At 32.1% G+C, this 23,390-nt stretch carries 25 protein-coding genes; 23 read left to right on the forward strand and 2 right to left on the reverse strand.

Annotated elements, in window-relative coordinates:
* The first annotated feature begins 4 nt into the window (after positions 1-4).
* The 15 genes from accC (at position 5) to PYW35_RS05940 (ending at position 12,856) form a co-directional block, all read left to right on the forward strand.
* Positions 5-1,345, forward strand: coding sequence for an acetyl-CoA carboxylase biotin carboxylase subunit (gene accC / locus PYW35_RS05870; RefSeq protein WP_103323237.1), 1,341 nt, complete (start codon positions 5-7; stop codon positions 1,343-1,345).
* Positions 1,346-1,357: 12 nt separating this feature from the next.
* Positions 1,358-2,116, forward strand: coding sequence for a 5-oxoprolinase subunit PxpA (gene pxpA / locus PYW35_RS05875; protein WP_103323238.1), 759 nt, complete (start codon positions 1,358-1,360; stop codon positions 2,114-2,116).
* Positions 2,117-2,127: 11 nt separating this feature from the next.
* A complete protein-coding gene (locus PYW35_RS05880) occupies positions 2,128-3,366 on the forward strand; it encodes an NRAMP family divalent metal transporter (protein WP_016910836.1) in 1,239 nt (412 codons plus the stop codon).
* Between the two features lie 67 nt (positions 3,367-3,433).
* Positions 3,434-4,123 carry a 5'-methylthioadenosine/adenosylhomocysteine nucleosidase gene (locus tag PYW35_RS05885; RefSeq protein WP_016910837.1) on the forward strand — a complete coding sequence of 230 codons (690 nt, stop codon included), beginning with the start codon at positions 3,434-3,436 and terminating at the stop codon, positions 4,121-4,123.
* Positions 4,124-4,354: 231 nt separating this feature from the next.
* Positions 4,355-4,879: a YqeG family HAD IIIA-type phosphatase gene (locus tag PYW35_RS05890; RefSeq protein WP_103323239.1), complete on the forward strand. Its 525-nt coding sequence runs from the start codon at positions 4,355-4,357 to the stop codon at positions 4,877-4,879.
* A 2-nt stretch (positions 4,880-4,881) separates the two neighbouring features.
* Positions 4,882-5,982, forward strand: a complete 1,101-nt coding sequence (gene yqeH / locus PYW35_RS05895; protein ID WP_016910840.1) for a ribosome biogenesis GTPase YqeH — start codon at positions 4,882-4,884, stop codon at positions 5,980-5,982.
* A gap of 12 nt (positions 5,983-5,994) precedes the next feature.
* Positions 5,995-6,804 (forward strand): shikimate dehydrogenase, encoded by an 810-nt coding sequence (gene aroE, locus PYW35_RS05900; RefSeq protein WP_103323240.1) that lies wholly within the window; start codon positions 5,995-5,997, stop codon positions 6,802-6,804.
* Positions 6,805-6,806: 2 nt separating this feature from the next.
* Positions 6,807-7,097 carry a ribosome assembly RNA-binding protein YhbY gene (gene yhbY, locus PYW35_RS05905; protein WP_016910842.1) on the forward strand — a complete coding sequence of 97 codons (291 nt, stop codon included), beginning with the start codon at positions 6,807-6,809 and terminating at the stop codon, positions 7,095-7,097.
* A gap of 3 nt (positions 7,098-7,100) precedes the next feature.
* Positions 7,101-7,673, forward strand: coding sequence for a nicotinate (nicotinamide) nucleotide adenylyltransferase (gene nadD, locus PYW35_RS05910; protein WP_026023166.1), 573 nt, complete (start codon positions 7,101-7,103; stop codon positions 7,671-7,673).
* Positions 7,663-8,235: a bis(5'-nucleosyl)-tetraphosphatase (symmetrical) YqeK gene (yqeK, locus tag PYW35_RS05915; RefSeq protein WP_103323241.1), complete on the forward strand. Its 573-nt coding sequence runs from the start codon at positions 7,663-7,665 to the stop codon at positions 8,233-8,235. Before nadD ends, yqeK begins: the two co-directional genes overlap by 11 nt.
* Before the next feature lie 12 nt (positions 8,236-8,247).
* A complete protein-coding gene (gene rsfS, locus PYW35_RS05920; protein WP_016910845.1) occupies positions 8,248-8,601 on the forward strand; it encodes a ribosome silencing factor in 354 nt (117 codons plus the stop codon).
* Entirely contained in the window at positions 8,601-9,317 is a 717-nt protein-coding gene (locus PYW35_RS05925; protein ID WP_016910846.1) for a class I SAM-dependent DNA methyltransferase, read from the forward strand. The genes rsfS and PYW35_RS05925 overlap by 1 nt, the downstream gene beginning before the upstream one ends.
* A 46-nt stretch (positions 9,318-9,363) precedes the next feature.
* Positions 9,364-10,011 carry a helix-hairpin-helix domain-containing protein gene (locus tag PYW35_RS05930; RefSeq protein ID WP_103323242.1) on the forward strand — a complete coding sequence of 216 codons (648 nt, stop codon included), beginning with the start codon at positions 9,364-9,366 and terminating at the stop codon, positions 10,009-10,011.
* Between the two features lie 61 nt (positions 10,012-10,072).
* The gene (locus PYW35_RS05935) at positions 10,073-10,528 is read left to right on the forward strand and encodes a ComE operon protein 2 (RefSeq protein ID WP_016910848.1); all 456 of its coding nucleotides are present in this window, start codon (positions 10,073-10,075) and stop codon (positions 10,526-10,528) included.
* Positions 10,529-10,615: 87 nt separating this feature from the next.
* On the forward strand, positions 10,616-12,856 hold the full coding sequence (locus PYW35_RS05940) for a DNA internalization-related competence protein ComEC/Rec2 (protein ID WP_240594860.1): 2,241 nt from the start codon (positions 10,616-10,618) through the stop codon (positions 12,854-12,856).
* A 41-nt stretch (positions 12,857-12,897) separates the two neighbouring features.
* On the opposite strand, the gene PYW35_RS05945 is transcribed toward PYW35_RS05940, so the two are convergent.
* On the reverse strand, positions 12,898-13,035 hold the full coding sequence (locus PYW35_RS05945; RefSeq protein WP_016910850.1) for a YqzM family protein: 138 nt from the start codon (positions 13,033-13,035) through the stop codon (positions 12,898-12,900).
* A gap of 91 nt (positions 13,036-13,126) precedes the next feature.
* Here PYW35_RS05945 and holA point away from each other — a divergent pair, with 91 nt between their 5' ends.
* Complete coding sequence (gene holA, locus PYW35_RS05950) at positions 13,127-14,101, forward strand: DNA polymerase III subunit delta (RefSeq protein WP_204107809.1); 975 nt, start codon at positions 13,127-13,129, stop codon at positions 14,099-14,101.
* A gap of 38 nt (positions 14,102-14,139) precedes the next feature.
* Here holA and rpsT read toward each other — a convergent pair whose 3' ends face one another.
* The gene (gene rpsT, locus PYW35_RS05955; RefSeq protein ID WP_016910852.1) at positions 14,140-14,391 is read right to left on the reverse strand and encodes a 30S ribosomal protein S20; all 252 of its coding nucleotides are present in this window, start codon (positions 14,389-14,391) and stop codon (positions 14,140-14,142) included.
* Between the two features lie 234 nt (positions 14,392-14,625).
* On the opposite strand from rpsT, the gene lepA reads away from it, so the two are divergent.
* From lepA to prmA, 7 genes are all read left to right on the forward strand, one after another.
* Positions 14,626-16,449, forward strand: a complete 1,824-nt coding sequence (lepA, locus tag PYW35_RS05960) for a translation elongation factor 4 (RefSeq protein WP_016910853.1) — start codon at positions 14,626-14,628, stop codon at positions 16,447-16,449.
* 54 nt (positions 16,450-16,503) lie between these two features.
* Positions 16,504-17,622: a radical SAM family heme chaperone HemW gene (hemW, locus tag PYW35_RS05965; RefSeq protein ID WP_016910854.1), complete on the forward strand. Its 1,119-nt coding sequence runs from the start codon at positions 16,504-16,506 to the stop codon at positions 17,620-17,622.
* 114 nt (positions 17,623-17,736) lie between these two features.
* A complete protein-coding gene (gene hrcA, locus PYW35_RS05970; protein ID WP_016910855.1) occupies positions 17,737-18,711 on the forward strand; it encodes a heat-inducible transcriptional repressor HrcA in 975 nt (324 codons plus the stop codon).
* Positions 18,712-18,738: 27 nt separating this feature from the next.
* Complete coding sequence (gene grpE, locus PYW35_RS05975) at positions 18,739-19,341, forward strand: nucleotide exchange factor GrpE (protein ID WP_016910856.1); 603 nt, start codon at positions 18,739-18,741, stop codon at positions 19,339-19,341.
* 45 nt (positions 19,342-19,386) lie between these two features.
* The gene (dnaK, locus tag PYW35_RS05980; RefSeq protein WP_016910857.1) at positions 19,387-21,222 is read left to right on the forward strand and encodes a molecular chaperone DnaK; all 1,836 of its coding nucleotides are present in this window, start codon (positions 19,387-19,389) and stop codon (positions 21,220-21,222) included.
* Between the two features lie 94 nt (positions 21,223-21,316).
* Positions 21,317-22,450 carry a molecular chaperone DnaJ gene (dnaJ, locus tag PYW35_RS05985; protein WP_016910858.1) on the forward strand — a complete coding sequence of 378 codons (1,134 nt, stop codon included), beginning with the start codon at positions 21,317-21,319 and terminating at the stop codon, positions 22,448-22,450.
* 3 nt (positions 22,451-22,453) lie between these two features.
* Complete coding sequence (prmA, locus tag PYW35_RS05990) at positions 22,454-23,386, forward strand: 50S ribosomal protein L11 methyltransferase (protein ID WP_103323244.1); 933 nt, start codon at positions 22,454-22,456, stop codon at positions 23,384-23,386.
* The last annotated feature ends 4 nt before the right edge of the window (positions 23,387-23,390 follow it).

A 23,390-nucleotide genomic window follows, 5' to 3' on the forward strand; every position in this document is an offset into this window, starting at 1 on the left:
TCGAATGATAAAGCGTTTGTTAATTGCTAACAGAGGAGAAATAGCCGTTAGAATTATTAGAACATGTAGGATGATGAATATAACGACAATCGCCATATATTCAGAAGCTGATAGAAATAGTTTGCACGTACAATTAGCTGATGAAGCAATATGTATTGGCCCTAATCAATCTGCTGAAAGCTATTTAGATATCGATCGTATATTAGAAGCTTGTAACATGAGTAAAGCAGATGCAATTCATCCAGGGTATGGCTTTTTATCTGAATCAACTACTTTTAGACAAAGGGTAGACGAGGAAAATATTATTTTCGTTGGTCCAAGCTTCAAAACGATGGATTTAATGGGAGATAAAATAAAAGCGAGAGAAACGATGTATCAAGCTAATGTTCCAATTATACCTGGCTCTATTGGTGAAGTTAAAACTGTAGAAGAAGCTCGAGAAACAGCTGAAAAAGTTGGCTTTCCATTTGTTATAAAAGCTGCTAGTGGTGGCGGCGGTAAAGGTATAAGAATTGTTCATGAAGCATCAGAACTTGAGAAAAACTTTAAAGAAGCACAATCAGAAGGCGAAAAATATTTCGGCGACAAGCGTGTTTATATAGAAACATTTATTGATAAAGCGAGACATGTAGAAGTTCAAGTGTTAGGAAGTCGTCATGGTGAGGCCATTCATTTAGGTGAAAGAGATTGCTCCATTCAACGAAAAAATCAAAAGCTCATTGAGGAAGCGCCTTGTACAGCTCTTGATTCTAAGACGCGTGCCTCTTTACATGCAGATGCAGTAAAAGCTGCTAAAGCTTGTAATTATGAAAGTGCTGGCACAATTGAGTTTTTATTAACAGATAATGGTTATTATTTTCTAGAAATGAATACGCGAATTCAAGTAGAACATACGGTAACTGAATTGCTTACAGGTGTGGATTTAATTAAACAACAAATATTAATGGCAAATGGTGAGCATTTATCACTTAAACAAGAAGATATAAAATTTGAAGGCCATGTCATTGAATGCAGAATAAATGCTGAAAATCCCGAAAAACAATTTAGACCGGCAGCTGGTAAAGTCCTAGCTTTACATTTACCTAACGGCTTTAATACAAGAGTCGATAGCATGCTCTATGACGGATATATGATACCGCCATACTATGATTCTTTAGTAGCGAAAATCTTAGTAAAAGGTACAGATAGACTTGAAGCAATTGAGAAGATGAAAGGTACTTTAGAAGAAACAGTTATAGATGGTTTTCCGACGACACTCGATTTCCTTTATCGCGTCTTAAGTTATGAGCCATATATAAATAATGATATAACGATTAAGTTTTTACATGAACATAAAATAGTTTAAGGAGAGAGCTAAATGGTACAAGTAGATTTGAATTGCGACTTAGGGGAAAGTTTTGGTAACTATAAAGTTGGTAAGGATGAACTTATTTTACCTTTGATTACATCTGCTAATGTAGCTTGTGGTTTTCATGCGGGTGATCAACATGTCATGAATGAAACAGTCAAAACGGCTGCTAAATATAATATACATATTGGCGCACATCCAGGATTTCAAGATTTGAATGGATTTGGTCGTAGAAATATGGATTTAACACCACAAGAAGTTTATGACTTAGTGATTTATCAGTTAGGTGCATTATCTGGATTTTGTAAAATTCATAATACTAAAATTTATCATGTTAAACCACATGGCGCTTTATATCAGATGGGCGCCAAAGTTCCTGAAATAGCGGATGCTATCGTTAAAGCTGTTAAAGATTTTGATGATCAATTGTTATTCGTAGGTCTATCAAATAGCGAACTAATTGAATCTTGTAAACGTCACAATTTGACGTATAAAAGTGAGGTATTTGCTGATAGAGCATATGAAGATAATGGACAGCTTGTATCTCGTAAAAAAGAAGGTGCGCTCATTAAAGATACAGATCAAGCAGTGGCGCAAGTGATTAAAATGGTTAAAGAATCTAAAGTTAAAACAATAAATGGAAAAGAAATCTCAATTGAAGCGGACACAATATGTGTTCATGGAGACGGACAACATGCGCTAGACTTTGTTAAAGAAATTATCGCTCAGTTCAAATCTGAAGGTATACAAATCAGTGCAATGAAGTAGGAGGAATGTATATGAGTCAAAATAAAGGGTATGAGGATTTAAATAAACCGTTTGAATATACTAACAAACATAGAAGAATTTTATGGGGCGCTGTTTTCTTAATGGCAACTTCTTCTATAGGTCCAGCATTTTTAACTCAAACAGCAGTGTTTACAGAACAATTTCTAGCAAGTTTTGCATTTGCTATTCTTGCATCGATATTGATTGATATAGGGGCTCAAATTAATATATGGCGAGTTATTACTGTTGTTGGTAAAGGCGGACAAGATATAGCGAACGATGTCTTCAAAGGATTAGGTACATTTATTGCGATATTAATTGCTATAGGTGGTTTAGCTTTTAACATTGGGAATGTAGCTGGAGCTGGACTTGGATTAAATGCGATATTTGGTATTGATGTGAGAATTGGTGCTGGTATAACCGGCGTCTTAGCAATTTTGATCTTTATCGTTAAAAACGCACAAAAAGTTGTGGATATTATTACACAAATTTTAGGTGTGCTCATGATTGCTATTGTTGCTTACGTAATGATTTTAACAAAACCACCAGTAGTAGAAGCGGCGCACAAAATGGTTGCGCCAGATGATATAAGTAAACTTATTGTACCAATCATTACTCTAGTTGGGGGTACGGTTGGTGGTTATATTACTTTTGCCGGTGCACATAGATTGCTTGAAGCAGGTATCACTGGGAAACATTACATACCTTTTGTGAATAGAGCTGCCATATCAGGTATTTTAACAACTGGTATTATGAGAACATTTTTGTTTTTAGCAGTTTTAGGTGTAGTCGTAACTGGCTTTGCTTTAAATCCAGACAATCCTCCTGCATCAGTGTTTGAGCATGTACTTGGTCCAATAGGTAAACAAGTGTTTGGTGTTGTATTATTTGCAGCGGCATTGTCATCAGTTATTGGCTGTGCTTATACAAGTACAACTTTCATTCAATCTTTACATCCATCAATTAAAAATCATAGAAACTTAGTTATTATTATTTTCATAGTTATTTCATCAATCATTTTCTTAACAATAGGTAAACCGATAAAATTATTAATCATTGCGGGTGCTTTGAATGGTTTAATATTACCAATTACTTTAGGTACAATACTTATAGCTTCTCGTAAAAAAAGCATTGTTGGTGAGTACAAACATCCAACTTGGATGATTGTAATGGGTGTTATAGCAGTGATAACAACATTGATTGCTGGTATATTATCGTTGCAAGGTTTACAAGATTTATGGAATAGCTAAAAACATGTTTCAAAGCGTACTAATTATGTTAATATAAATATGAATGAATATGATGGAGTGATAAAGCATGATTGGTATTATTGGAGCAATGGAAGAAGAAGTAGAAATATTAAAGTCATCTATTGAAAATATAGAAACAATCCAAAAAGCACATGTTATTTTCTATAAAGGTCAAATAGAAGGTAAAGAGATTGTATTAGCTCAAAGTGGAATTGGCAAAGTCAATGCTGCAATAACGGCTACATTATTGATTAGTGAATTTAATCCTGAACTTGTTATCAATACAGGTTCGGCAGGATCAGTTGACAATCAATTGAATATTGGAGATATCATTATAAGTAATAAAGTTTATTATCATGATGTTAATGCAACTGCATTTGGATATAAATTCGGACAAGTTCCGAGTATGCCAGAATATTATGAAACAAATGAAGCGTTAATATCTATAGCGAAATCTTCAGTAGAAGAACTTGAGTTAAATGGTATTGTTGGTGAAGTTGCTACAGGTGATAGTTTTATAGGTTCATTCGAACAACGTAAAGAGATTAAATCAAATTTCCCTTCATCGAGTGTCGTTGAAATGGAAGCTGGTGCAATTGCTCAAACTTGTTATCAATATAATATGCCTATAATTGTTACGAGAGCTGTTTCAGATTTAGCTGATAAAGAATCCGACGTTACTTTTGAAGAATTTTTAAAAGTAGCTTGCGTGAATTCCAGTAAAATTGTAAAATTATTATTAAATAGAGTGGCATAAGGAGGCAGTTTCATGTTAATATTAATGGCTATCGCTGTCATTGCTACAGCACTTGTTGGTTTTGTGATTTATGCGAATACGGATGTTGAAAAAACATCTGACCGTGAAATTACTGAATAATATTTAGTGTTGCGAATCTAATTTGATTTGCAACACTTTTATTTTGTATTCAACTAAAAGGAATGTATACATAATTTATGTTAAAATAAGAAATAATATTGAGGTGTAATAATGGGAATATTTACTAAATACTTTTTGCCAAATGAATATGTTCAGTCTGTTTTCGATATAAATCCTGAACATTTAAAATCTAAAAATATAAAAGCAATCATTACAGATTTAGATAACACTTTAGTTGGTTGGGACGTGAAAGATCCGACTGACGAAGTAAGAACATGGTTTGAAAAAATGAAGGAAAATGATATAACTGTAACGATTGTCTCTAATAACAATCAAGAACGTGTAGAATCCTTTTCATCAACGTTAGATATAGATTATATATTTAAAGCACGTAAACCTAGAGGAAAAGCGTTTAGACAAGCTTCAAATTTAATGGGTGTTAATAAATCTGAAGTAGTTGTCATTGGTGATCAAATGTTGACTGACGTTTTCGGCGGTAATAGGAATGGACTTTATACAATCATGGTTGTACCAGTGAAAAAGACAGATGGTTTAGTTACAAAATTCAATCGTTTAATTGAGAGAAGATTCCTAAACTATTTTAAGAGAAAAGGTTTAATTAATTGGGAGGAATAAATTTGACAGAAATAGCTAAATGTATTGGTTGTGGTGCCATACTGCAATCTGATAATCCGGAAGCAGCAGGTTATGTACCACAATCTAGTTTGAATAAAGAAGATGTGATTTGTAAAAGGTGTTTTAGACTTAAAAACTATAATGAAGTTCAAGATGTTGATTTAACAAGTGAAGACTTTTTAAATATGCTTAAATCATTACATAACGAAGATGGTTTAATCGTTAATGTTGTTGATGTATTTGATTTAGAAGGTTCGATGATACATCGTTTGAAAGATATTGTAGGTAAGAAAAAAGTGGTACTTGTAGCCAATAAAATGGATATTTTACCTAAAGCTATTAATAAAAAAAGAGTGGAAATATGGCTTAGAAATAGAGCTAAAGATTACGGTTTAAACCCTGACGAAGTCGTGCTTATATCTGCCTATAAAAATCAAGGTATTGATGAACTGCTTAATACGATTGAAAAAGTTAGAGAAGGTAAAGATGTCTTTGTAGTTGGGACGACAAATGTTGGTAAATCAACTTTGATTAATAAATTAATCGAAAAAAGTGTTGGTGAAAAAGACGTTATAACAACAAGTCATTTTCCTGGAACAACTTTGGATATGATTGATATTCCGTTAGATGACGATTCATATATGTTTGATACGCCAGGTATTATACAAAGCCATCAAATGACGCATTATGTAACTGACAAAGAATTAAAGGTTGTTATGCCTAAAAAGGAAATAAAACCGAAAGTTTATCAATTAAATGAAGAACAAAGTTTGTTTTTAGGTGGTTTAGTTAGAGTCGACTATGTTAGTGGTGGTAGACGTTCTTTAACATGTTTCGTATCTAACGATTTAAATATCCATAGAACAAAGTTGTCAAACGCTGATGACTTATGGAACCGTCAAATTGGTGAATTACTTAAACCACCATATAATCCGGAAAATTTTGATTTTGAACGTTTGAATAAAACGGAAATTGTAACTGAAAACGAGCGACAAGACATTATGATTTCTGGTTTAGGATTTGTGACTGTAGATGCAGGTGCAGAAGTACACATTATTGCGCCTGAAGAAGTAGAAGTTACATTGAGAACATCAATTTTATAAGAGGTGAATTAAATGAAATTTGGAGTTATTGGTCATCCCATTGACCATTCTCTTTCGCCTATTATGCATTCTGCAAACTTTGAAGCTTTAGGCAGAGACGATCAATATCATGCGTTGAATGTACCACCTCAGCACTTTCAGCGTATTAGAGAAATTATTAAAGAGCAAGAATTAAATGGCTTTAATATTACAATACCGCATAAAGAATCTATCATTCCGTATTTAGATGAAATTTCCCCAAGCGCTCAATATATAGGGGCTGTAAATACGGTGTTAGTTAAAGATGATAAGTGGATAGGCTATAATACTGATGGTATTGGATTTGTTAAAGGTTTAATAGATAAGCATGGTCCAATTGATGAAAAGAATATTTTAGTACTTGGTGCAGGTGGTGCAAGTAAAGGTATCGTTTCTGAAATGATAAAATTTACTAATCATAAAATAACTGTAGCGAATCGCAGTGTTAATAGATTTGATAATTGGCAACTAGAAATCAAAGCAATGAGTTTAACGGAAGTTAAGCCTTTGATTCATACGTTTGATATGATTATTAATACAACACCTGTTGGAATGAATGAAAAAAGTAGCGAGCTTATTATACCAATAGAAAAAATAAGTGAAAAAGCTTTAGTATGTGATATCATTTATATTCCTAATAAAACACCTCTATTACAAGCATGTGAAAGAGAAGGTTTACTAATATACAATGGATTAGATATGTTCGTTTATCAGGGTGCAGAAAGCTTTGAAATATGGACGGGTCAAGAAGCAAATATAGAAGTAATGAAAAATAGAGTAAAAGATGAACTCAAAAGGAGATAATTATGTTAACAGGTAAACAAAAGAGATATTTAAGAAAAGAAGCGCATCATTTAGATCCAATTTTCCAAATTGGTAAAGGTGGACTAAATGAAAATATGATAGAGCAAGTGAAAGAAGCGCTTGAAAAAAGAGAATTGATCAAAGTGCATATTCTACAAAATAATATGGATGACCGTAAAGAAGTAGCTGCAAGCATATCTGAACAAACTGATAGTGAACTCGCACAACTTATTGGCAGCATCATAGTATTATATAAAGAGTCTAAAGAAAACAAGAAAATAGAACTACCTTAATCCATGAAAAAGTTAATGATATATGGTGGTCAGTTTAACCCTATACACATTGGTCATATGCTAGTTGCGAGTGAATCGTATCAATTTGTTCAGCCAGACGAATTTTTATTTTTACCTAGTTATCAATCTCCACTTAAAGAACATAACGAATCTTATCTCATAGAATCTGAACGTGTAAACATGTTAGAGCTAGCGATTAAAGATTTACAATTCGGTGTAGTGGATAGAAGAGAACTAAATAGAAAAGGTACAAGTTACACATTTGATACAATTAAAGAAATTCAAAGTGAATATCCGGAACATCAAATTTATTTCATAATAGGCACAGATCAATATGAAAATTTGAATAAATGGAAAAACATAGATGAATTGAAAGAAATGTTAATTTTCGTAGTTGTTAATAGAGAAGTTGATAGACAAGATGTTCATGAAGGCATGTTGGCATTACACATTCCAAGAATTGATGTTAGCTCAACAGATATCCGTAATAGATGTAAAAATCGTCAATCTATCAAGATGCTAGTTACACCACGTATTGAAACATATATCAAAAGGGGACGATTGTATGAAAATTAAAAAAGCGGTAAAGCTAGTAGAAGAAACTTTACCTTCAAAAAGATATAATCATTCAATTAGAGTTGCTGAAACAGGTAAAAAAATGGCTGAAATTTTTGATGGTGATCCTAAAAAAGTCGAACTAGCTGGCATATTACATGACTTATGCAAATATGAAGAACTATCAGATTTATATCAAAGTGTGACTCAATATGATTTAGGTCAAGATTTATTAAGTTATGGTTCTGAAATTTTACATGGACCAGTTGCTGCTGCGCGTCTTAAAGATCAATATGAAATTGATGATGAAGAAATTTATTATGCAATTTATAGTCATACGACTGGTAGAGCGCAAATGAATAAGACTGAAAAAATTATATTTATTGCAGACTATATAGAACCTAAAAGAACGACACCAGGTGTTGAAGAAATTCGAGATATCGTATTTAAAGAGCGAGATTTAGATAAAGCTGTTTATGAAATTTCAAAACGTACTGTTTTACATTTAATTAACAAAGATAAAACAGTACATTTAAAAACAATAGAATGCTTAAATTATTATAATTTGCATTCAGAACAATAAAGGAATGGTTAAATGAACTCAAATGAATTAATGAAAAGAAGTATAATAGCGTGTGATGATAAGCGTGCAGAAGATATTGTAGGGATTGATGTGGAAGGTATTAGTGATATTGCGGATTATTTCGTTGTTTGTCACGGTAATAGTGATAAACAAGTTCAAGCAATCGCTAAAAATGTTAAAGATGAAGCTGAAATAAATGGTGTTTTAGTTAAAAGATTAGAAGGTTTTAACGAAGCGAGATGGATATTAATCGATTTAGGTGACGTTGTTGTTCATGTGTTCCATAGAGAAGAACGCGATTACTATAATTTAGAAAGATTATATAAAGATGCACCGTTAATCACTTTAACTGAGGATGTAAATTAATGGCATACAATCGTATGAGTAATTTCTATGATTTGTTAACGGATGATCAACCATATGATAAATGGAAAGCAATCGTTGGTCATTTTACAACAGGTCACGACAATGAAATTTTAGACATTGGCTGTGGAACTGGGAGACTGACGACTCAACTTTTAGATTATGGTAATGTTAGTGGTCTGGATTTGAGTGCAGAAATGTTAGAAATAGCAGAAAGTCGAAACGCTGATATTAAGTGGTATTGTCAAGATATGAGAGATTTGGACTTACCTCAAAAATATGACGTTGTTACGATATTTTGCGATAGCTTAAACTATATAACTGATCCAGAAGATGTGCTTCAAGTCTTTAACTATGTTAACAGTTATTTAAATGATGGTGGTTTACTTATTTTTGATGTGCATTCAATTTATAAAATGAATCATCAGTTTAATAATTGTAATTATATTGATGAGACAGAGCAATTAACATTGGCTTGGCAAGCAATTGCTGGAGAAGAACCAAATAGTGTATACCATCAAATGTCATTTTTTGCAGAAAGAGAAGATGGGTTATATGAACGGTTTGATGAAGAGCATTACCAAGTTACATTTGAAATTCAGCTTTACAAACAACTTTTAGAGTTTGCTGGATTTGATGTTAAAAATGTTTTTACAGATTTTAATATCGATGATTTTAATGACGAAGGCGACAGACATTTTATTGTTGCTCAAAAATAAGTAATCATGAACACCTCTTACGTTTAATAAAGTAGGAGGTGTTTTTTTGAACAATTTAATGAGATTGAAAGAGTGGTTAATGAACCATTATCAACTTGTGTTAATTGCTGTTATTGCACTGTTTGTTATATTTAAGTTTCTATTTATAGGAGCAGATTCAGAACACTCGAATATTGAAGAGGACACACGTAAAGAAATAACGCAGGAGGCTTCTCAAGATAAAGATGTTAAATCTGAAATGACTAAGTCAACGCAAGATATCAACATAAATAAAAGTGTTACTGTTGATGTAAAGGGTGCTGTCAATTTTCCGAATACATATAATATGAAATCTTCTGACAGAGTTAATGATGTATTAAAGAAAGCACAAACTAAAAACGATGCGGACTTAAGTCAAATAAACTTGTCGGAAAAGTTAAAGGATCAAATGTATATTTATGTACCTGTAAAAGGGGAAAAAGTACTAAAACATTCGACAAATCAATCCTCAGATAACAAAGTAGAAGTTAATATAAACACCGGTGATAAAGCTGAAATTGAAAAATTACCTGGGATAGGTCCAAGTAAGGCTGAAGCAATATTACAGTATAGAGAAACTAAAGGAGAATTTAAGAAGATTGAAGACTTGAAAAATGTTAAAGGATTTGGTGAAAAGACAATTGAGTCGTTAAGAGATTATATAGTGTTAAATTGAAATTGCAATTCAGCTTTTTAGTTATTACAATAAAGATATATGAAAGGTAGGTCGATATGAAATGGAAAGAATTGAATGGAAAGAATATTTTATGGCTCAAAGTCATCTCTTATCATTAAGATCAACATGTGAGAGGCTATCAGTCGGTGCTACCATAGTGAAAGATAACAGAGTGATTGCCGGTGGCTATAATGGGTCTGTCTCAGGTGAAGAACATTGTATCGATAACGGCTGCCTTGTAGTTGATGGACATTGTATTAGAACGATACATGCAGAAATGAATGCCATTATACAATGTGCTAAGCTTGGTGTTTCTTCAGAAGGTGCAACAATATACGTTACACATTTTCCTTGCTTAAATTGTACGAAATCAATCATTCAAGCAGGTATTAAACAAATTTATTATGCGGACGATTATCATAATCATACATATGCAATTCAACTATTAGAACAATCAGGTGTTCATTATGAAAAAATAGATTTTCACCCACAAGATATCATTAAATATTTGAATTAAAGGATATGTCTTTGTATGTGGTTTTATTTTGCACTGCATTTATTAAGTGGCTACATTTTGCATTTGAGCGCTTATGTAGGGATATTAATGCTCATGATCATTTTTTTGAGTTGTATGATTAAATTTCAATCATATAAAATAATGATGATGAGTTTATTATTTATCGTCATAGGTTATTTAATTTATCCTAAAATGTCATTGCATGATATGGAATCATTCAATCTATCTAAAGAGAACAAAGTTTATACTCATACAATACAATTTGGTGATAAAGTGCTTATTGATGGTGATCTTTTTCAAGCTAATGGTGAGATTAACGGTCTAACTTATAAAGTGTTTTACACTTTAAAAAATGAGCAAGAAAAAATGACATTATTAAAAGCGATGCCATTCATGAAGAATTGTAGAATTACATATAATAGAACGGACATTTTACCTAATACGAATGATTTGAAATTTAACTATAATGAGTATTTAATACAACATGAAATAGCTGGCGTATTGAAAGTGAAAGCATTCTCTATTGAGAGTTGTAAAAAAAGATCTCTAAACATAATTGAAGAGGCTCAATTATACAGAGAGGTTTTAATACAAAAGTTAAAGACATTAGACGTAAAGAACATTGACGATATCATTGCATTAACTTTAGGTGAAACGCGTTATTTATCACCTGAACGCATAGAACAATTAAAGAAGCTAGGAATTTATCATTTATATGCAGTGAGCGGTTCTCATGTAGCATTGGTTAACGTATTCTTGTTTCGATTACTATTGAGGATGAATGTGAAATATCATCATTCTGAGTTAATTATTTTTATATTATTACCGTTATATGCTATTTTGACAGGATTAAGCCCGAGTGTGTTAAGGGCTGTTGGAGTCGTAATGGTATATATGGTCATTAAAAGAGTTGTGAATATTGATTCACTGCAAATCCTCTCAATAACATTTATATTATTTGTACTTTTCAATCCTTATGTTATTTTTGACATAGGCTTCCAATTATCTTACATTATTTCCTCTTTTATTATTTTAAGTATTCCACTCATCAAAACATTTAGTATGACTCGTAAAACTTTTACGATTAATATGATTTCACAATTATCCTCTTTTATTATTTTGATTTTTCACTTCAATACTTTTCAATGGCTTGGATTTATAAGCAATTTCATTTTTATTCCACTTTTTGAATTAATCATATTTCCGTTAGTCATGTTATTTTTAATGCTATTTATTATTTTAGGCAAAGTCCCTATGTTGTTAAGTCATATTATCGAATTTGTATTCGGTAAAACACTTGAATTAATTGAAGCATTGAACAAAATACCTATTCATGATTTAGTAATATCGAATTTACATGCAATTTTTTACTTTTTAATTCTAGTGGCTATTATCGTTATCGTAGTATCAATTTTGAAGCTACAATATATAAAAGCCATTACTTTATTTTCTATATTAATGCTCATGTTATCAATTAAGCATAACCATGATGCCCTTATTTTGGAGTTTTTAGACATCGGACAAGGGGATGCTATGATTGCTTACCACCAAGATGTAAATAGTGTAGTTATGATCGATACAGGTGGAAAAGATCAGCACCATAAAGAAAAATGGCGAATTAGAAATAAAGAACTCAATTATACTGACTCAGTTCTAGTGCCAGATTTATATGAGAAAGGATATAATCAAATTGACTATTTAATCATTTCACATCCTCACGCTGACCATATGGGTGAATTGGTGAATTTAAGTAAAAAAGTGAAGATTAAAAATTTGATTATTAATAAGAAGACGTGGGATAGTCATGCACTAAAATTAATATTAAATGAAGTTGCTCATTCAAATACACATATTATTGATAGTACACATATTAAAAAATTCAAAATTGGAGCAACTGTATATCAGTTATATAATCAAGATAGTGAAAATCATGCAGATAAAAATGATACATCGATTGTTACGGAGATTAGAGCATATAATAAAAAGATATTAACTGCAGGAGATGCAACTGAAAGAATTGAAAACCATATTTTAAATGATTTAACATCGAACTACGATTTGTTGAAAGTAGGTCATCATGGTAGTTTAACAAGTACTAGTTATAACTTTATATATAAAGTGAAGCCTAAATTATGTGTAATCAGTTCTGGGCGTCATAATCGATATAAATTACCGCATCCTAAAATTGTTCAAAAGCTCGAGAATAATCAATGTAAAGTTTTTAATACTCAAGACTATGGTGTGATCAAAGTTACAATTGATAAAGAGGATATGAATATAACTAGCGGATTATCAGAATATAATAAAAAAGCTTACAAAAATCATTAGATTTTTGTAAGCTTTATATAAATAGATTTGTCATTTATATCTTAATTTGGAAGTAAGCTAAATACTTGAGCAATAATATATATTACTGCTAAGAAAGCGAAACCAATTATAAATCCAAATCCAGAGTCTTTAACATCATTGTTACGCCCTTGAGTATTTTCACCTTCAAATCTGTTCATATGACTCCCTCCTATACTTACATTCATTATATGATAATAAACTTAAAAATGCTATACTTAATTAGAACTTTATAAGAGAGGGAGACTTATTTTGGAAGATAATATTGTGTTGAATTATGGTGCAGTAAATGCACTAATAGAGAAAAAATCAGACGAAATCATTAATGAATATTTAAACGGGGAACGCGACGAGTTCAACTATGTTAAATATGATTTATATGAAGCATCCATTTCGAGCGCAATTGAAGAAGCTTTAACTTTACCATTCCTCTCAGACAAAAAAGTAGTACATATTAAGAATGCATACTTATTTACAGGAGAAAAAGTAACTAATAATATTAATCAAAATATTGATCAATTAATGGGTTTTTTAGAACAATACGATGGTGAAACATTAGTAGTCTTTGATGTATTCAATGAAAAGCTAGATGAACGGAAAAAGTTAGTCAAAACTGTTAAGAAAAATGCGAGATTAAATAAAATTGACCAGATGACAGAGCAAGAAATTAAACAGTGGATTAAATCATATTTAAATGAGCAGTATAAGGATATTAAAGAAGATGCTTTAGTAGAATTTATAGAACTTACAGGCATTCAGTTCAATATTATAAAAGCTGAACTAGATAAATTAGTTTTATTTATTGGTGATGAAGCTGTTATAAACAAACAAGATGTGAAAGATATTGTAAGTCGTTCACTAGAACAGAATGTATTTTTACTTACAGAATATATTCAAAAGGGTCAAAAAGAGAAATCTATCAATTTGTTGAAAGATTTAATCAATATGAAAGAGGAGCCTATTAAACTATTAGCATTGATAACGAGTAACTATCGACTATATTATCAATGTAAAATATTAGCGAACAAGCATTATAGTGAACAACAAATAGCTAAAACGATAGGTGTTCATCCGTATAGGGTTAAACTTGCACTTAGAATCGTTAGGAAATTATCTTTAGAAAGATTGCTTGCAACAATCGATATATGTGCAGAGACAGATTTTGATTTAAAATCATCATATATGGATAAAGTGCTTATATTAGAACTATTCATTCTAAAAATTTAAAAATAAAAAAGCTACAGAAAAATCTGTAGCTTTATTAATTAGTTAGCTTTTGACATTAAGCTTGATTTAATTCTATCAGCTTTATTTGAATGAATTAGATTGTTTTTAGAAGCTTTATCAACTTTTTTAATAGCTAATGAAACTAATTCACCTTTGTTATCAGCATTGTTTTCGATAGCAGTTCTTGCAGCTTTAACAGCAGAACGCATATCATTTTTTTGTGAAATATTTGCAGCGTCTTTCTTTTCAGTAACAGAAACACGTTTAATTGCAGATTTAATGTTTGGCATGAGAGTCACCTCCTAAATATGTTGTCCGTGATCAAAGATTTTTTGATTGCAACAAAAAATATTTTATCAAATGTAGGGCATAAGTGCAATCATTATTTGCACATTCCTTATATAGCATAACACTTTATTGACAGTTTGATAATACGTTTGCATTTATTTCGTAAAGACGGTATCATATCAAAGATGCGACTTACATTTAGAAGATGTAAAATTAACGAGAAAGTTGGAGTTCAAATGGACAGAACTAAACGCCTAGAGCGCCAAAATAAAATTAGAAACTTTTCAATCATTGCTCACATTGATCATGGAAAATCAACGTTAGCTGATAGAATATTGGAAAACACTAAAAGTGTAGAGACAAGAGACATGAAGGCACAGTTGTTAGACTCTATGGATCTTGAAAGAGAAAGAGGCATTACGATTAAACTTAATGCCGTTTGTTTAAACTATACAGCAAAAGATGGGGAAACTTATATTCTACATCTTATTGATACACCTGGACACGTCGACTTTACATATGAAGTTTCACGATCTTTGGCAGCATGTGAAGGTGCTATATTAGTTGTCGATGCCGCTCAAGGTATAGAAGCTCAAACTTTAGCTAATGTTTATTTAGCGCTAGATAATGATTTGGAATTAATTCCAGTTATTAATAAAATTGATTTACCTGCAGCTGAGCCTGAACGTGTTAAACAAGAAATTGAAGATGTTATCGGTTTAGACACGAGTGATGCAGTTCTTGCTAGTGCTAAGGCGAATATTGGAATTGAAGATATTTTAGAAAAAATAGTAGAAATGGTTCCACCGCCTGAAGGTGACCCTGAAAATCCTTTACAAGCACTTATATTCGATTCTTCATTTGATGCATATAGAGGTGTCATCTCATCAATAAGAGTTGTTGAAGGAACTGTTAAAGCAGGAGATAAAATTCAAATGATGTCTACTGGTAAAACTTTTGAAGTTACAGAGGTAGGTATTAACACACCTAAACAACTGCCAGTCAAAACTTTATCTGTTGGTGATGTAGGCTATATTGTAGCAGCTATCAAAAATGTTGGAGATTCAAATGTCGGTGACACGATAACGCTAGCTAACAGACCTGCTGAGAAACCATTACAAGGGTATAAGAAGATGAATCCAATGGTGTTCTGTGGTTTATATCCTATTGATAATAGTAAATATAATGATTTGAGAGAAGCTTTAGAAAGATTACAACTAAATGATGCTTCACTTGAATTTGAAGCTGAGACATCTCAAGCTTTAGGTTTCGGTTTTAGAACAGGATTTTTAGGCTTATTACACATGGAAATTATTCAAGAGAGAATAGAAAGAGAATTCAATATTGAGTTAATTGCGACTGCACCTTCAGTTGTATACGAATGTGAATTAACAGATGGAGAAAAGCTTCAAATTGATAATCCATCACAATTTCCAGATCCTCAAACAATCAATAGAATTTATGAGCCATTCGTTAAAGCGACAATGATGGTTCCTAATGACTATGTTGGTGCTGTTATGGAATTATGTCAGAAAAAACGTGGTAACTTTAAAACAATGGACTATTTAGATGATATTCGAGTTAATATTATTTATGAAATTCCGTTATCTGAAGTTGTTTTTGATTTCTTCGATCAGTTGAAGTCTAATACGAAAGGTTATGCTTCATTTGATTACGAATTGATTGGATATCAAGAAAGTACATTAGTTAAGATGGATATCTTGTTAAATAATGAAAAAGTAGATGCATTAAGTTTTATCGTTCATAAAGATTTTGCATATGATCGCGGTAAAGCAATAGTAGATAAATTAAAAACATTAATCCCAAGACAACAATTTGAAGTGCCGGTTCAAGCAGCAATTGGTAATAAAATAGTAGCACGTACAAATATTAAATCTATGGGTAAAAATGTATTAGCAAAATGTTACGGTGGAGATATTAGCCGTAAACGTAAATTGCTTGAAAAACAAAAAGCAGGTAAAGCTAAAATGAAATCAGTAGGTAATGTTGAAATACCTCAAGATGCATTCTTAGCAGTACTTAAAATGGATGAAGACTAATTTTGAAGCAGCTGCATAATATGTAGCTGTTTCTATTTTTAAAGGAGAATTTAAATGGCTAAAAGTGTATATATTCATATACCTTTCTGTGTGAGGATTTGTACTTATTGTGATTTTAATAAGTTTTATATAGCCAATCAACCCGTGGATGAATATTTGGATTGTTTGATTAAAGAGATGTCAACGAGGGAAGATAAAGTAGTTGAGACAATGTTTGTAGGTGGTGGTACACCAACAGCATTATCAGAAGAGCAATTGGAAAAATTACTTCGAGCAATCAACGATTTGTTTGTTATAACGAAAGAATATACTTTTGAAGCTAACCCTGATGAACTAACTGAAGCTAAAATAAAATTATTAAAACAATATGGCGTAAACAGATTATCGTTAGGTGTCCAAACGTTTGATAATGAATTACTAAAAGTATTGGGCAGAACGCATCATAGTGAAGATATTGAAAAAGCGGTCAATTTATCTAGAAAACATCAAATTGAGTCAGTTAGTTTAGATTTAATGTTTCATTTACCTGGCCAAACATTAAAGCAATTTGATGACTCGTTGAATAAAGCTTTAGCTTTAGATGTTGATCACATTTCGAGTTACGCATTAATACTTGAACCAAAAACACAATTTTATAACTTATATAGAAAAGGTAGATTAAAGCTACCAAACGAAGATTTAGGAGAAGAAATGTACCAACACCTTAAAGAAACGTTAAAAGCTTCTCATTTAAATCAATATGAAATATCTAACTTCGCTAAAGAAGGACATGAATCTCTTCATAATATGGTTTATTGGAAGAATGAAGAATATTATGGTTTCGGCGCAGGTGCACATGGCTATATAAATGGTATCCGTTACGGCAATATAAACCCGGTGAATCAATACATTAAGAAGATTCAAAACAATGAATTGCCTAAATTGCAAAGTAGCGAAGTTTCTATTAAAGAGCAGATGGAAGAAGAAATGTTTCTTGGGCTCAGAATGTCTAAAGGTGTATCGAAGACTAAATTTGAAAACAAGTTCAATAGAACAATTGAAGATGTGTTCGGCGAGCATGTTAAAGAACTAACTTCACAAGCATTATTAATAGATGAGAATGACTTTTTACGTTTAAGTAACCGAGGTCAAATCATTGGGAATGAAGTGTTTGAAAGATTTTTATTAAGCTGATTCATAATTAAAAAAAGATTTAAAAATTGAATGCTTTAACGTTGACTTTCTTTGACCATTTTGATAAATTATAATTAGCACTTGGGAACATAGAGTGCTAATCGAGGTGATGACATGATTACTGAGAGGCAATTACAAATATTAAATGTGATTGTTGAGGATTATGTTGAGTTAGGACAGCCAATTGGTTCTAAGTCGATTATCGAAAGGCATCAATTGCCTATAAGTCCGGCTACAGTTAGAAATGAAATGAAACAACTTGAAGATTTGCAACTTCTTGAGAAGACACATACGTCATCAGGGCGTATACCTTCCGAAAGAGGCATTAGACATTATGTAAATCAATTATTAAAGTCTAAATCTCTAAGCAATAAAAGTGTGAATTGGTTTGATCAATTTCATGATGAAAATCAATATGATGTCAATGCAATGCTTAAATGGCTAGCTTTAGAGATATCAAATCGTTCTCATTATACAACTGTGGTTCTTGGACCAAATAAATTTTCAAGATATATTTTTGAAATTCATTTTGTTAGAGTCAACCCTACTCATTTAATGAGTGTCATTGTATTTACAGATGGATATGTTGAAAAAGTTCACGTTCAAGTATTAGAATCATTACAACAAGAACAAATAGAGAAATTAATGAACTATTTAAATCAACATTTTAAGCAAAACACTTTATCTACAATGATAAAAACGTTAGAATCATTAACGGTGTCATTCATAGATCATGACTTTATTAAAAAGTTTAAACATGCTTTATTAACACAAATTAATGATCAAAGTGAAGAAATCTTTCTAGGTGGAAAGATGCATTTGATTGATGCTTTGGATGTTACAAATGTAACGATGATTCAATCGATATTAAAGTATCTTGAATCAGAACGCATCGCTCAATTTTTAAATGAAACGTCTAGTGATTCAATAAGCGTTAAAATTGGACAGGAAATCAATAAAGACTTACACGGGATTTCTATTGTAAGTACGAATTATGAGATTTCTGGAGATATAAGCGGTCATTTAGCTGTTATCGGTCCAACTGCTATGCATTATAACAAAGTGATTCAATTGTTGAATCATTTTTAAATAAGGAAAGAAAATGGAGGGCATGAAATGACGGAAGAAAAGCAAAATGAACAATTCGACGAAACAAATGATCAAGCTCAATCTGTCGCTACTGAAGATGTAGAAACAAATGAAACGGAATCGGTAGATAACACAGAAAATGTTGAAGAGGTTGAGGAAGAAAAGTTAGTCGAAATTCCGGAAGCTGAACTCGAAGAACTCAAACAAAAAGTTAACATTGAAGAAGAAAAATATTTACGTTTATATGCTGAATTTGAAAATTATAAACGTAGAATGAAACAAGAATCTAGTATTATGAAAGATTATCAAGCACAAAGAGTGCTTACTGATGTATTACCAGCTTTAGATAATATGGATCGCGCATTACAACAAGAAGGTGAATCTGAAGACTTCTTAACATTTAAAAAAGGTGTCAATATGGTTTATAACGATTTATTAAGATCATTGAAAGATAATGGTTTAGAAGAAATCGAATCATATAATCAAGAATTCGATCCTAATGTACATCAAGCAGTAATGCAAGATAGTAATCCTGATTTCGAGTCAGGTGTAGTGACTGAAGAACTACAAAGAGGATATAAATTAAAAGATCGCGTTTTAAGACCGGCAATGGTTAAAGTAAACGAATAATCAATTTAGTTTAAAACATAACTATAAAATGGAGGAATCATTCTTATGAGTAAAGTAATAGGTATAGACTTAGGTACAACAAATTCAGTAGTATCAGTTTTAGAAGGTGGAGAGCCTAAAGTAATCCAAAATCCTGAAGGTAACAGAACTACACCATCAGTAGTAGCATTTAAAGATGGTGAAACACAAGTTGGTGAAGTTGCTAAACGTCAAGCAGTAACTAACCCTAATACTATTCAATCAGTTAAACGTCATATGGGTACTGATTATAAAGAAAAAGTTGAAGATAAAGAATATACACCACAAGAAATTTCAGCAATGATTTTACAAAACTTAAAATCAACTGCAGAAAGTTATTTAGGTGAAAGTGTTTCTAAAGCAGTTATTACAGTTCCTGCGTATTTCAATGACTCAGAACGTCAAGCAACTAAAGATGCTGGTAGAATTGCTGGTTTAGAAGTAGAACGTATTATTAACGAACCTACTGCAGCTGCATTAGCATATGGTTTAGATAAAACTGAAACAGACCAAAAAGTATTAGTATTCGACCTTGGTGGCGGTACTTTCGACGTATCTATCCTTGAATTAGGTGACGGTGTATTTGAAGTATTAGCAACTGCGGGTGACAATAAACTTGGTGGTGACGATTTCGACGACGTTATCATTAAATATTTAGCTGAAGAATTCAAAAAAGAAAATGGAATTGACTTAACACAAGATAAAATGGCGGTACAACGTCTAAAAGACGCAGCTGAAAAAGCTAAAAAAGACTTATCAGGTGTATCATCTACACAAATTTCATTACCATTCATTTCAGGTGGCGCTAATGGACCATTACACTTAGAAACTACTCTTTCAAGAGCTAAATTCGAATCATTAACAAGTGATTTAGTTGCAAGAACTATGGGACCTACTAAACAAGCTATGAAAGATGCTGGTTTATCAAACTCTGAGATTGACGAAGTAATTTTAGTTGGTGGTTCAACACGTATACCAGCTGTACAAGAAGCTATCAAAAAAGAAATCGGTAAAGAACCTAACAAAGGTGTTAACCCTGATGAAGTAGTAGCAATGGGTGCTGCGATCCAAGGTGGCGTTATCACTGGTGACGTTAAAGACGTAGTATTACTTGACGTTACACCATTATCTTTAGGTATTGAAACTATGGGTGGCGTATCTACAGTATTAATCGAAAGAAATACTACAATCCCAACATCTAAATCACAAGTATTCTCTACAGCAGCTGATAACCAACCAGCAGTAGATATTCACGTGTTACAAGGTGAACGTCAATTAGCAGCAGATAACAAAACGCTTGGTAGATTCCAATTAACGGACATTCCACCAGCACCTCGTGGCGTACCACAAATTGAAGTTTCATTTGATATCGATAAAAACGGTATTGTAAATGTAACAGCTAAAGATTTAGGTACTAACAAAGAACAAAAAATCACAATCGAATCAAGCTCATCATTATCTGATGAAGAAATCGATCGTATGGTTCAAGACGCAGAGAAAAACGCTGAAGAAGACAAAAAACGTCGCGAAGAAATCGATGTAAGAAACGAAGCAGACCAAATGGTATTTACTGTTGAAAAAACTTTAACTGATCTTGGCGAAAATGTTGATGAAAGCGAAAAAACTAAAGCTGAAGAAGCTAAAGAAGAATTGAAAACAGCATTAGAAGGCACTGATATCGAAGACATCAGAGCTAAAAAAGATGCACTTCAAGAAATTGTACAACAATTATCAGTGAAAATGTATGAACAAGCTGCACAAGCACAAGAAGGTGCTGAATCAGCTGATGGCCAATCTACTTCAAACGATGATGACGTAGTTGATGCTGACTACAAAGAAGTCAACGAAGACGATAAAAAATAATACTGATCATTAAAAAGTCAAAGTCAATGTGATTGGCTTTGACTTTTTTAATTCATATCCGTATTATAAATCAGTGTGTAAAGGAGAGTTTATATTGGCAAAAAGAGACTATTATGAAGTGCTTGGTGTTTCCAAAGATGCTTCTAAAGATGAAATAAAAAAAGCTTATAGAAAATTATCAAAAAAGTACCATCCTGATATTAACCAGGAAGAAGGTGCTGATGCTAAATTTAAAGAATTATCAGAAGCATATGAAGTATTAAGTGATGAAAACAAACGTGCTCAATATGACCGTTTCGGACATAATGGACCACAACAAGGTTCCGGAGGTTCACAAGGATTTGGAGGACAAGATTTCTCTGGATTTGGTGGATTTGAAGATATATTCGGGTCATTCTTCGGTGGCGGTGGTGCTAGAAGAGATCCAAATGCACCTAGACAAGGTGACGATTTGCAATATAGCATGACATTAACATTTGAAGAAGCTGTATTTGGTACTGAAAAAGATATTACAGTACGCAAAGATGTTGAATGTGACACATGTCATGGTAATGGTGCTAAACCAGGAACTAAGAAAAAAACATGTACGTATTGTAGTGGACAAGGTCATGTAACGGTTGAACAAAATACGATACTTGGTAGAATGCAAACTCAAAAAGTATGTCCTGAATGTGAAGGTTCTGGACAAGTATTTGAAGAAAAATGTTCAGACTGTCATGGTAAAGGTACACAAAACAAAAAAGTTACAATCACAGTTAAAGTTCCAGAAGGTGTAGACAATGATCAACAAATTCGTCTAGCTGGAAAAGGTGGACCAGGTATAAATGGTGGACCTGCTGGTGACTTATATGTTGTATTCAGAGTTAAACCTCATAGCAATTTCAGACGTGAAGGCGATGACATCTTTTATGACTTGAATCTATCATTTCCACAAGCAGCGCTTGGTGATGAAATAACTGTACCTACATTAACTGGTAATGTATCACTTTCTGTGCCAGCTGGTACTCAAACAGGTAAACAGTTTAGACTTAGAGAAAAAGGTGTACAAAATGTTCACGGTTATGGTAAAGGTGACTACTTTGTAACGGTTAAAGTCGTAACACCTGAAAAAATGACTGAGAGACAAGAAGAGCTCCTACGTGAATTTGCTGAAATTGGTGGAGAAAAATTAACAGAACAACCATCTAGCTTAAAAGATAGAGCTAAAAAGTTTTTTAAAGGAGAATAGCCTGTGAATTGGATTGAGTATTCTATCATGATAAATAAAGAAGCAGAACCAGTCGTTACTGCATTGCTAAATGAATTAGGCGCAAACGGCGTTGTAATAGAAGATTCATCAGAATTAGAGAAAGGACATATTGACGTATACGGTGAAATTTATGAATTAAATCCTAAAGATTATCCGGAACATGATATAAGAGTTAAGTGTTACTTTAATGAACTAGTTTTTACTGATAGTTTAGAACAAGAAATTAAAGATTCTATTGCTCATGTTGAAGGTATTAATTCTGAGATATTATCTTTCTCTAAAACAATTATTAAAGAATCTGATTGGGAAAATGAATGGAAAAATTATTTTCACCCATTTAAAGCTTCTGAAAGATTTGCAATCGTACCAAGTTGGGAAGAAGACACATATGATAACCAAGATGATGATTTATGCATAAAGCTTGATCCAGGTATGGCTTTTGGTACTGGTGATCATCCAACTACAAGCATGTGTTTAAAACATATAGAAGAAGTTGTGAAGCCAAATCATAAAATCATTGATGTTGGTACAGGCTCTGGTATTTTAAGTATTGGTTGTCATTTACTTGGCGTTCAATCAATTAAAGCTGTTGATTTAGACGAGTTAGCTATTAAAGTCGCTAAGGAAAACTTCGAAAAAAATAATTGCGAGCAAGATATATTAGCTGAAACTGGCAATTTATTAACTGAAGAAACTGAACAATATGATGTGATTATTGCTAATATTTTAGCGCATATAATCGATTTAATGATTGAAGATAGTTATGCAAGACTGAATGATAATGGCTACTTTATTACTTCTGGAATTATAGAAGAAAAATCCGATGAAATTATTGAAAAACTAAAAGAAACTGGTTATACTATCGAAAAAGTATTACGAGAAGATGGATGGGTTTCAATAAGAGCTAGAAAGTAGGAGA

The sequence above is a fragment of the Mammaliicoccus vitulinus genome (assembly GCF_029024305.1).
GTDB classification, from domain to species: domain Bacteria; phylum Bacillota; class Bacilli; order Staphylococcales; family Staphylococcaceae; genus Mammaliicoccus; species Mammaliicoccus vitulinus.

Excerpts from the sequence above, each read along its gene's own strand:
- lepA (WP_016910853.1), top strand. The coding sequence starts at position 14,626 with ATGGACAGAACTAAACGCCTAGAGCGCCAAAATAAAATTAGAAACTTT.
- rsfS (WP_016910845.1), top strand. The coding sequence starts at position 8,248 with ATGAACTCAAATGAATTAATGAAAAGAAGTATAATAGCGTGTGATGAT.
- nadD (WP_026023166.1), top strand. The coding sequence starts at position 7,101 with ATGAAAAAGTTAATGATATATGGTGGTCAGTTTAACCCTATACACATT.
- yhbY (WP_016910842.1), top strand. The coding sequence starts at position 6,807 with ATGTTAACAGGTAAACAAAAGAGATATTTAAGAAAAGAAGCGCATCAT.
- PYW35_RS05890 (WP_103323239.1), top strand. The coding sequence starts at position 4,355 with ATGGGAATATTTACTAAATACTTTTTGCCAAATGAATATGTTCAGTCT.
- rpsT (WP_016910852.1), bottom strand. The coding sequence starts at position 14,391 with ATGCCAAACATTAAATCTGCAATTAAACGTGTTTCTGTTACTGAAAAG.
- pxpA (WP_103323238.1), top strand. The coding sequence starts at position 1,358 with ATGGTACAAGTAGATTTGAATTGCGACTTAGGGGAAAGTTTTGGTAAC.
- PYW35_RS05945 (WP_016910850.1), bottom strand. The coding sequence starts at position 13,035 with ATGAACAGATTTGAAGGTGAAAATACTCAAGGGCGTAACAATGATGTT.
- grpE (WP_016910856.1), top strand. The coding sequence starts at position 18,739 with ATGACGGAAGAAAAGCAAAATGAACAATTCGACGAAACAAATGATCAA.
- PYW35_RS05940 (WP_240594860.1), top strand. The coding sequence starts at position 10,616 with ATGCTCATGATCATTTTTTTGAGTTGTATGATTAAATTTCAATCATAT.
- hemW (WP_016910854.1), top strand. The coding sequence starts at position 16,504 with ATGGCTAAAAGTGTATATATTCATATACCTTTCTGTGTGAGGATTTGT.
- aroE (WP_103323240.1), top strand. The coding sequence starts at position 5,995 with ATGAAATTTGGAGTTATTGGTCATCCCATTGACCATTCTCTTTCGCCT.
- accC (WP_103323237.1), top strand. The coding sequence starts at position 5 with ATGATAAAGCGTTTGTTAATTGCTAACAGAGGAGAAATAGCCGTTAGA.
- dnaK (WP_016910857.1), top strand. The coding sequence starts at position 19,387 with ATGAGTAAAGTAATAGGTATAGACTTAGGTACAACAAATTCAGTAGTA.
- yqeK (WP_103323241.1), top strand. The coding sequence starts at position 7,663 with ATGAAAATTAAAAAAGCGGTAAAGCTAGTAGAAGAAACTTTACCTTCA.
- PYW35_RS05925 (WP_016910846.1), top strand. The coding sequence starts at position 8,601 with ATGGCATACAATCGTATGAGTAATTTCTATGATTTGTTAACGGATGAT.
- hrcA (WP_016910855.1), top strand. The coding sequence starts at position 17,737 with ATGATTACTGAGAGGCAATTACAAATATTAAATGTGATTGTTGAGGAT.
- PYW35_RS05880 (WP_016910836.1), top strand. The coding sequence starts at position 2,128 with ATGAGTCAAAATAAAGGGTATGAGGATTTAAATAAACCGTTTGAATAT.
- PYW35_RS05885 (WP_016910837.1), top strand. The coding sequence starts at position 3,434 with ATGATTGGTATTATTGGAGCAATGGAAGAAGAAGTAGAAATATTAAAG.
- PYW35_RS05935 (WP_016910848.1), top strand. The coding sequence starts at position 10,073 with ATGGAAAGAATTGAATGGAAAGAATATTTTATGGCTCAAAGTCATCTC.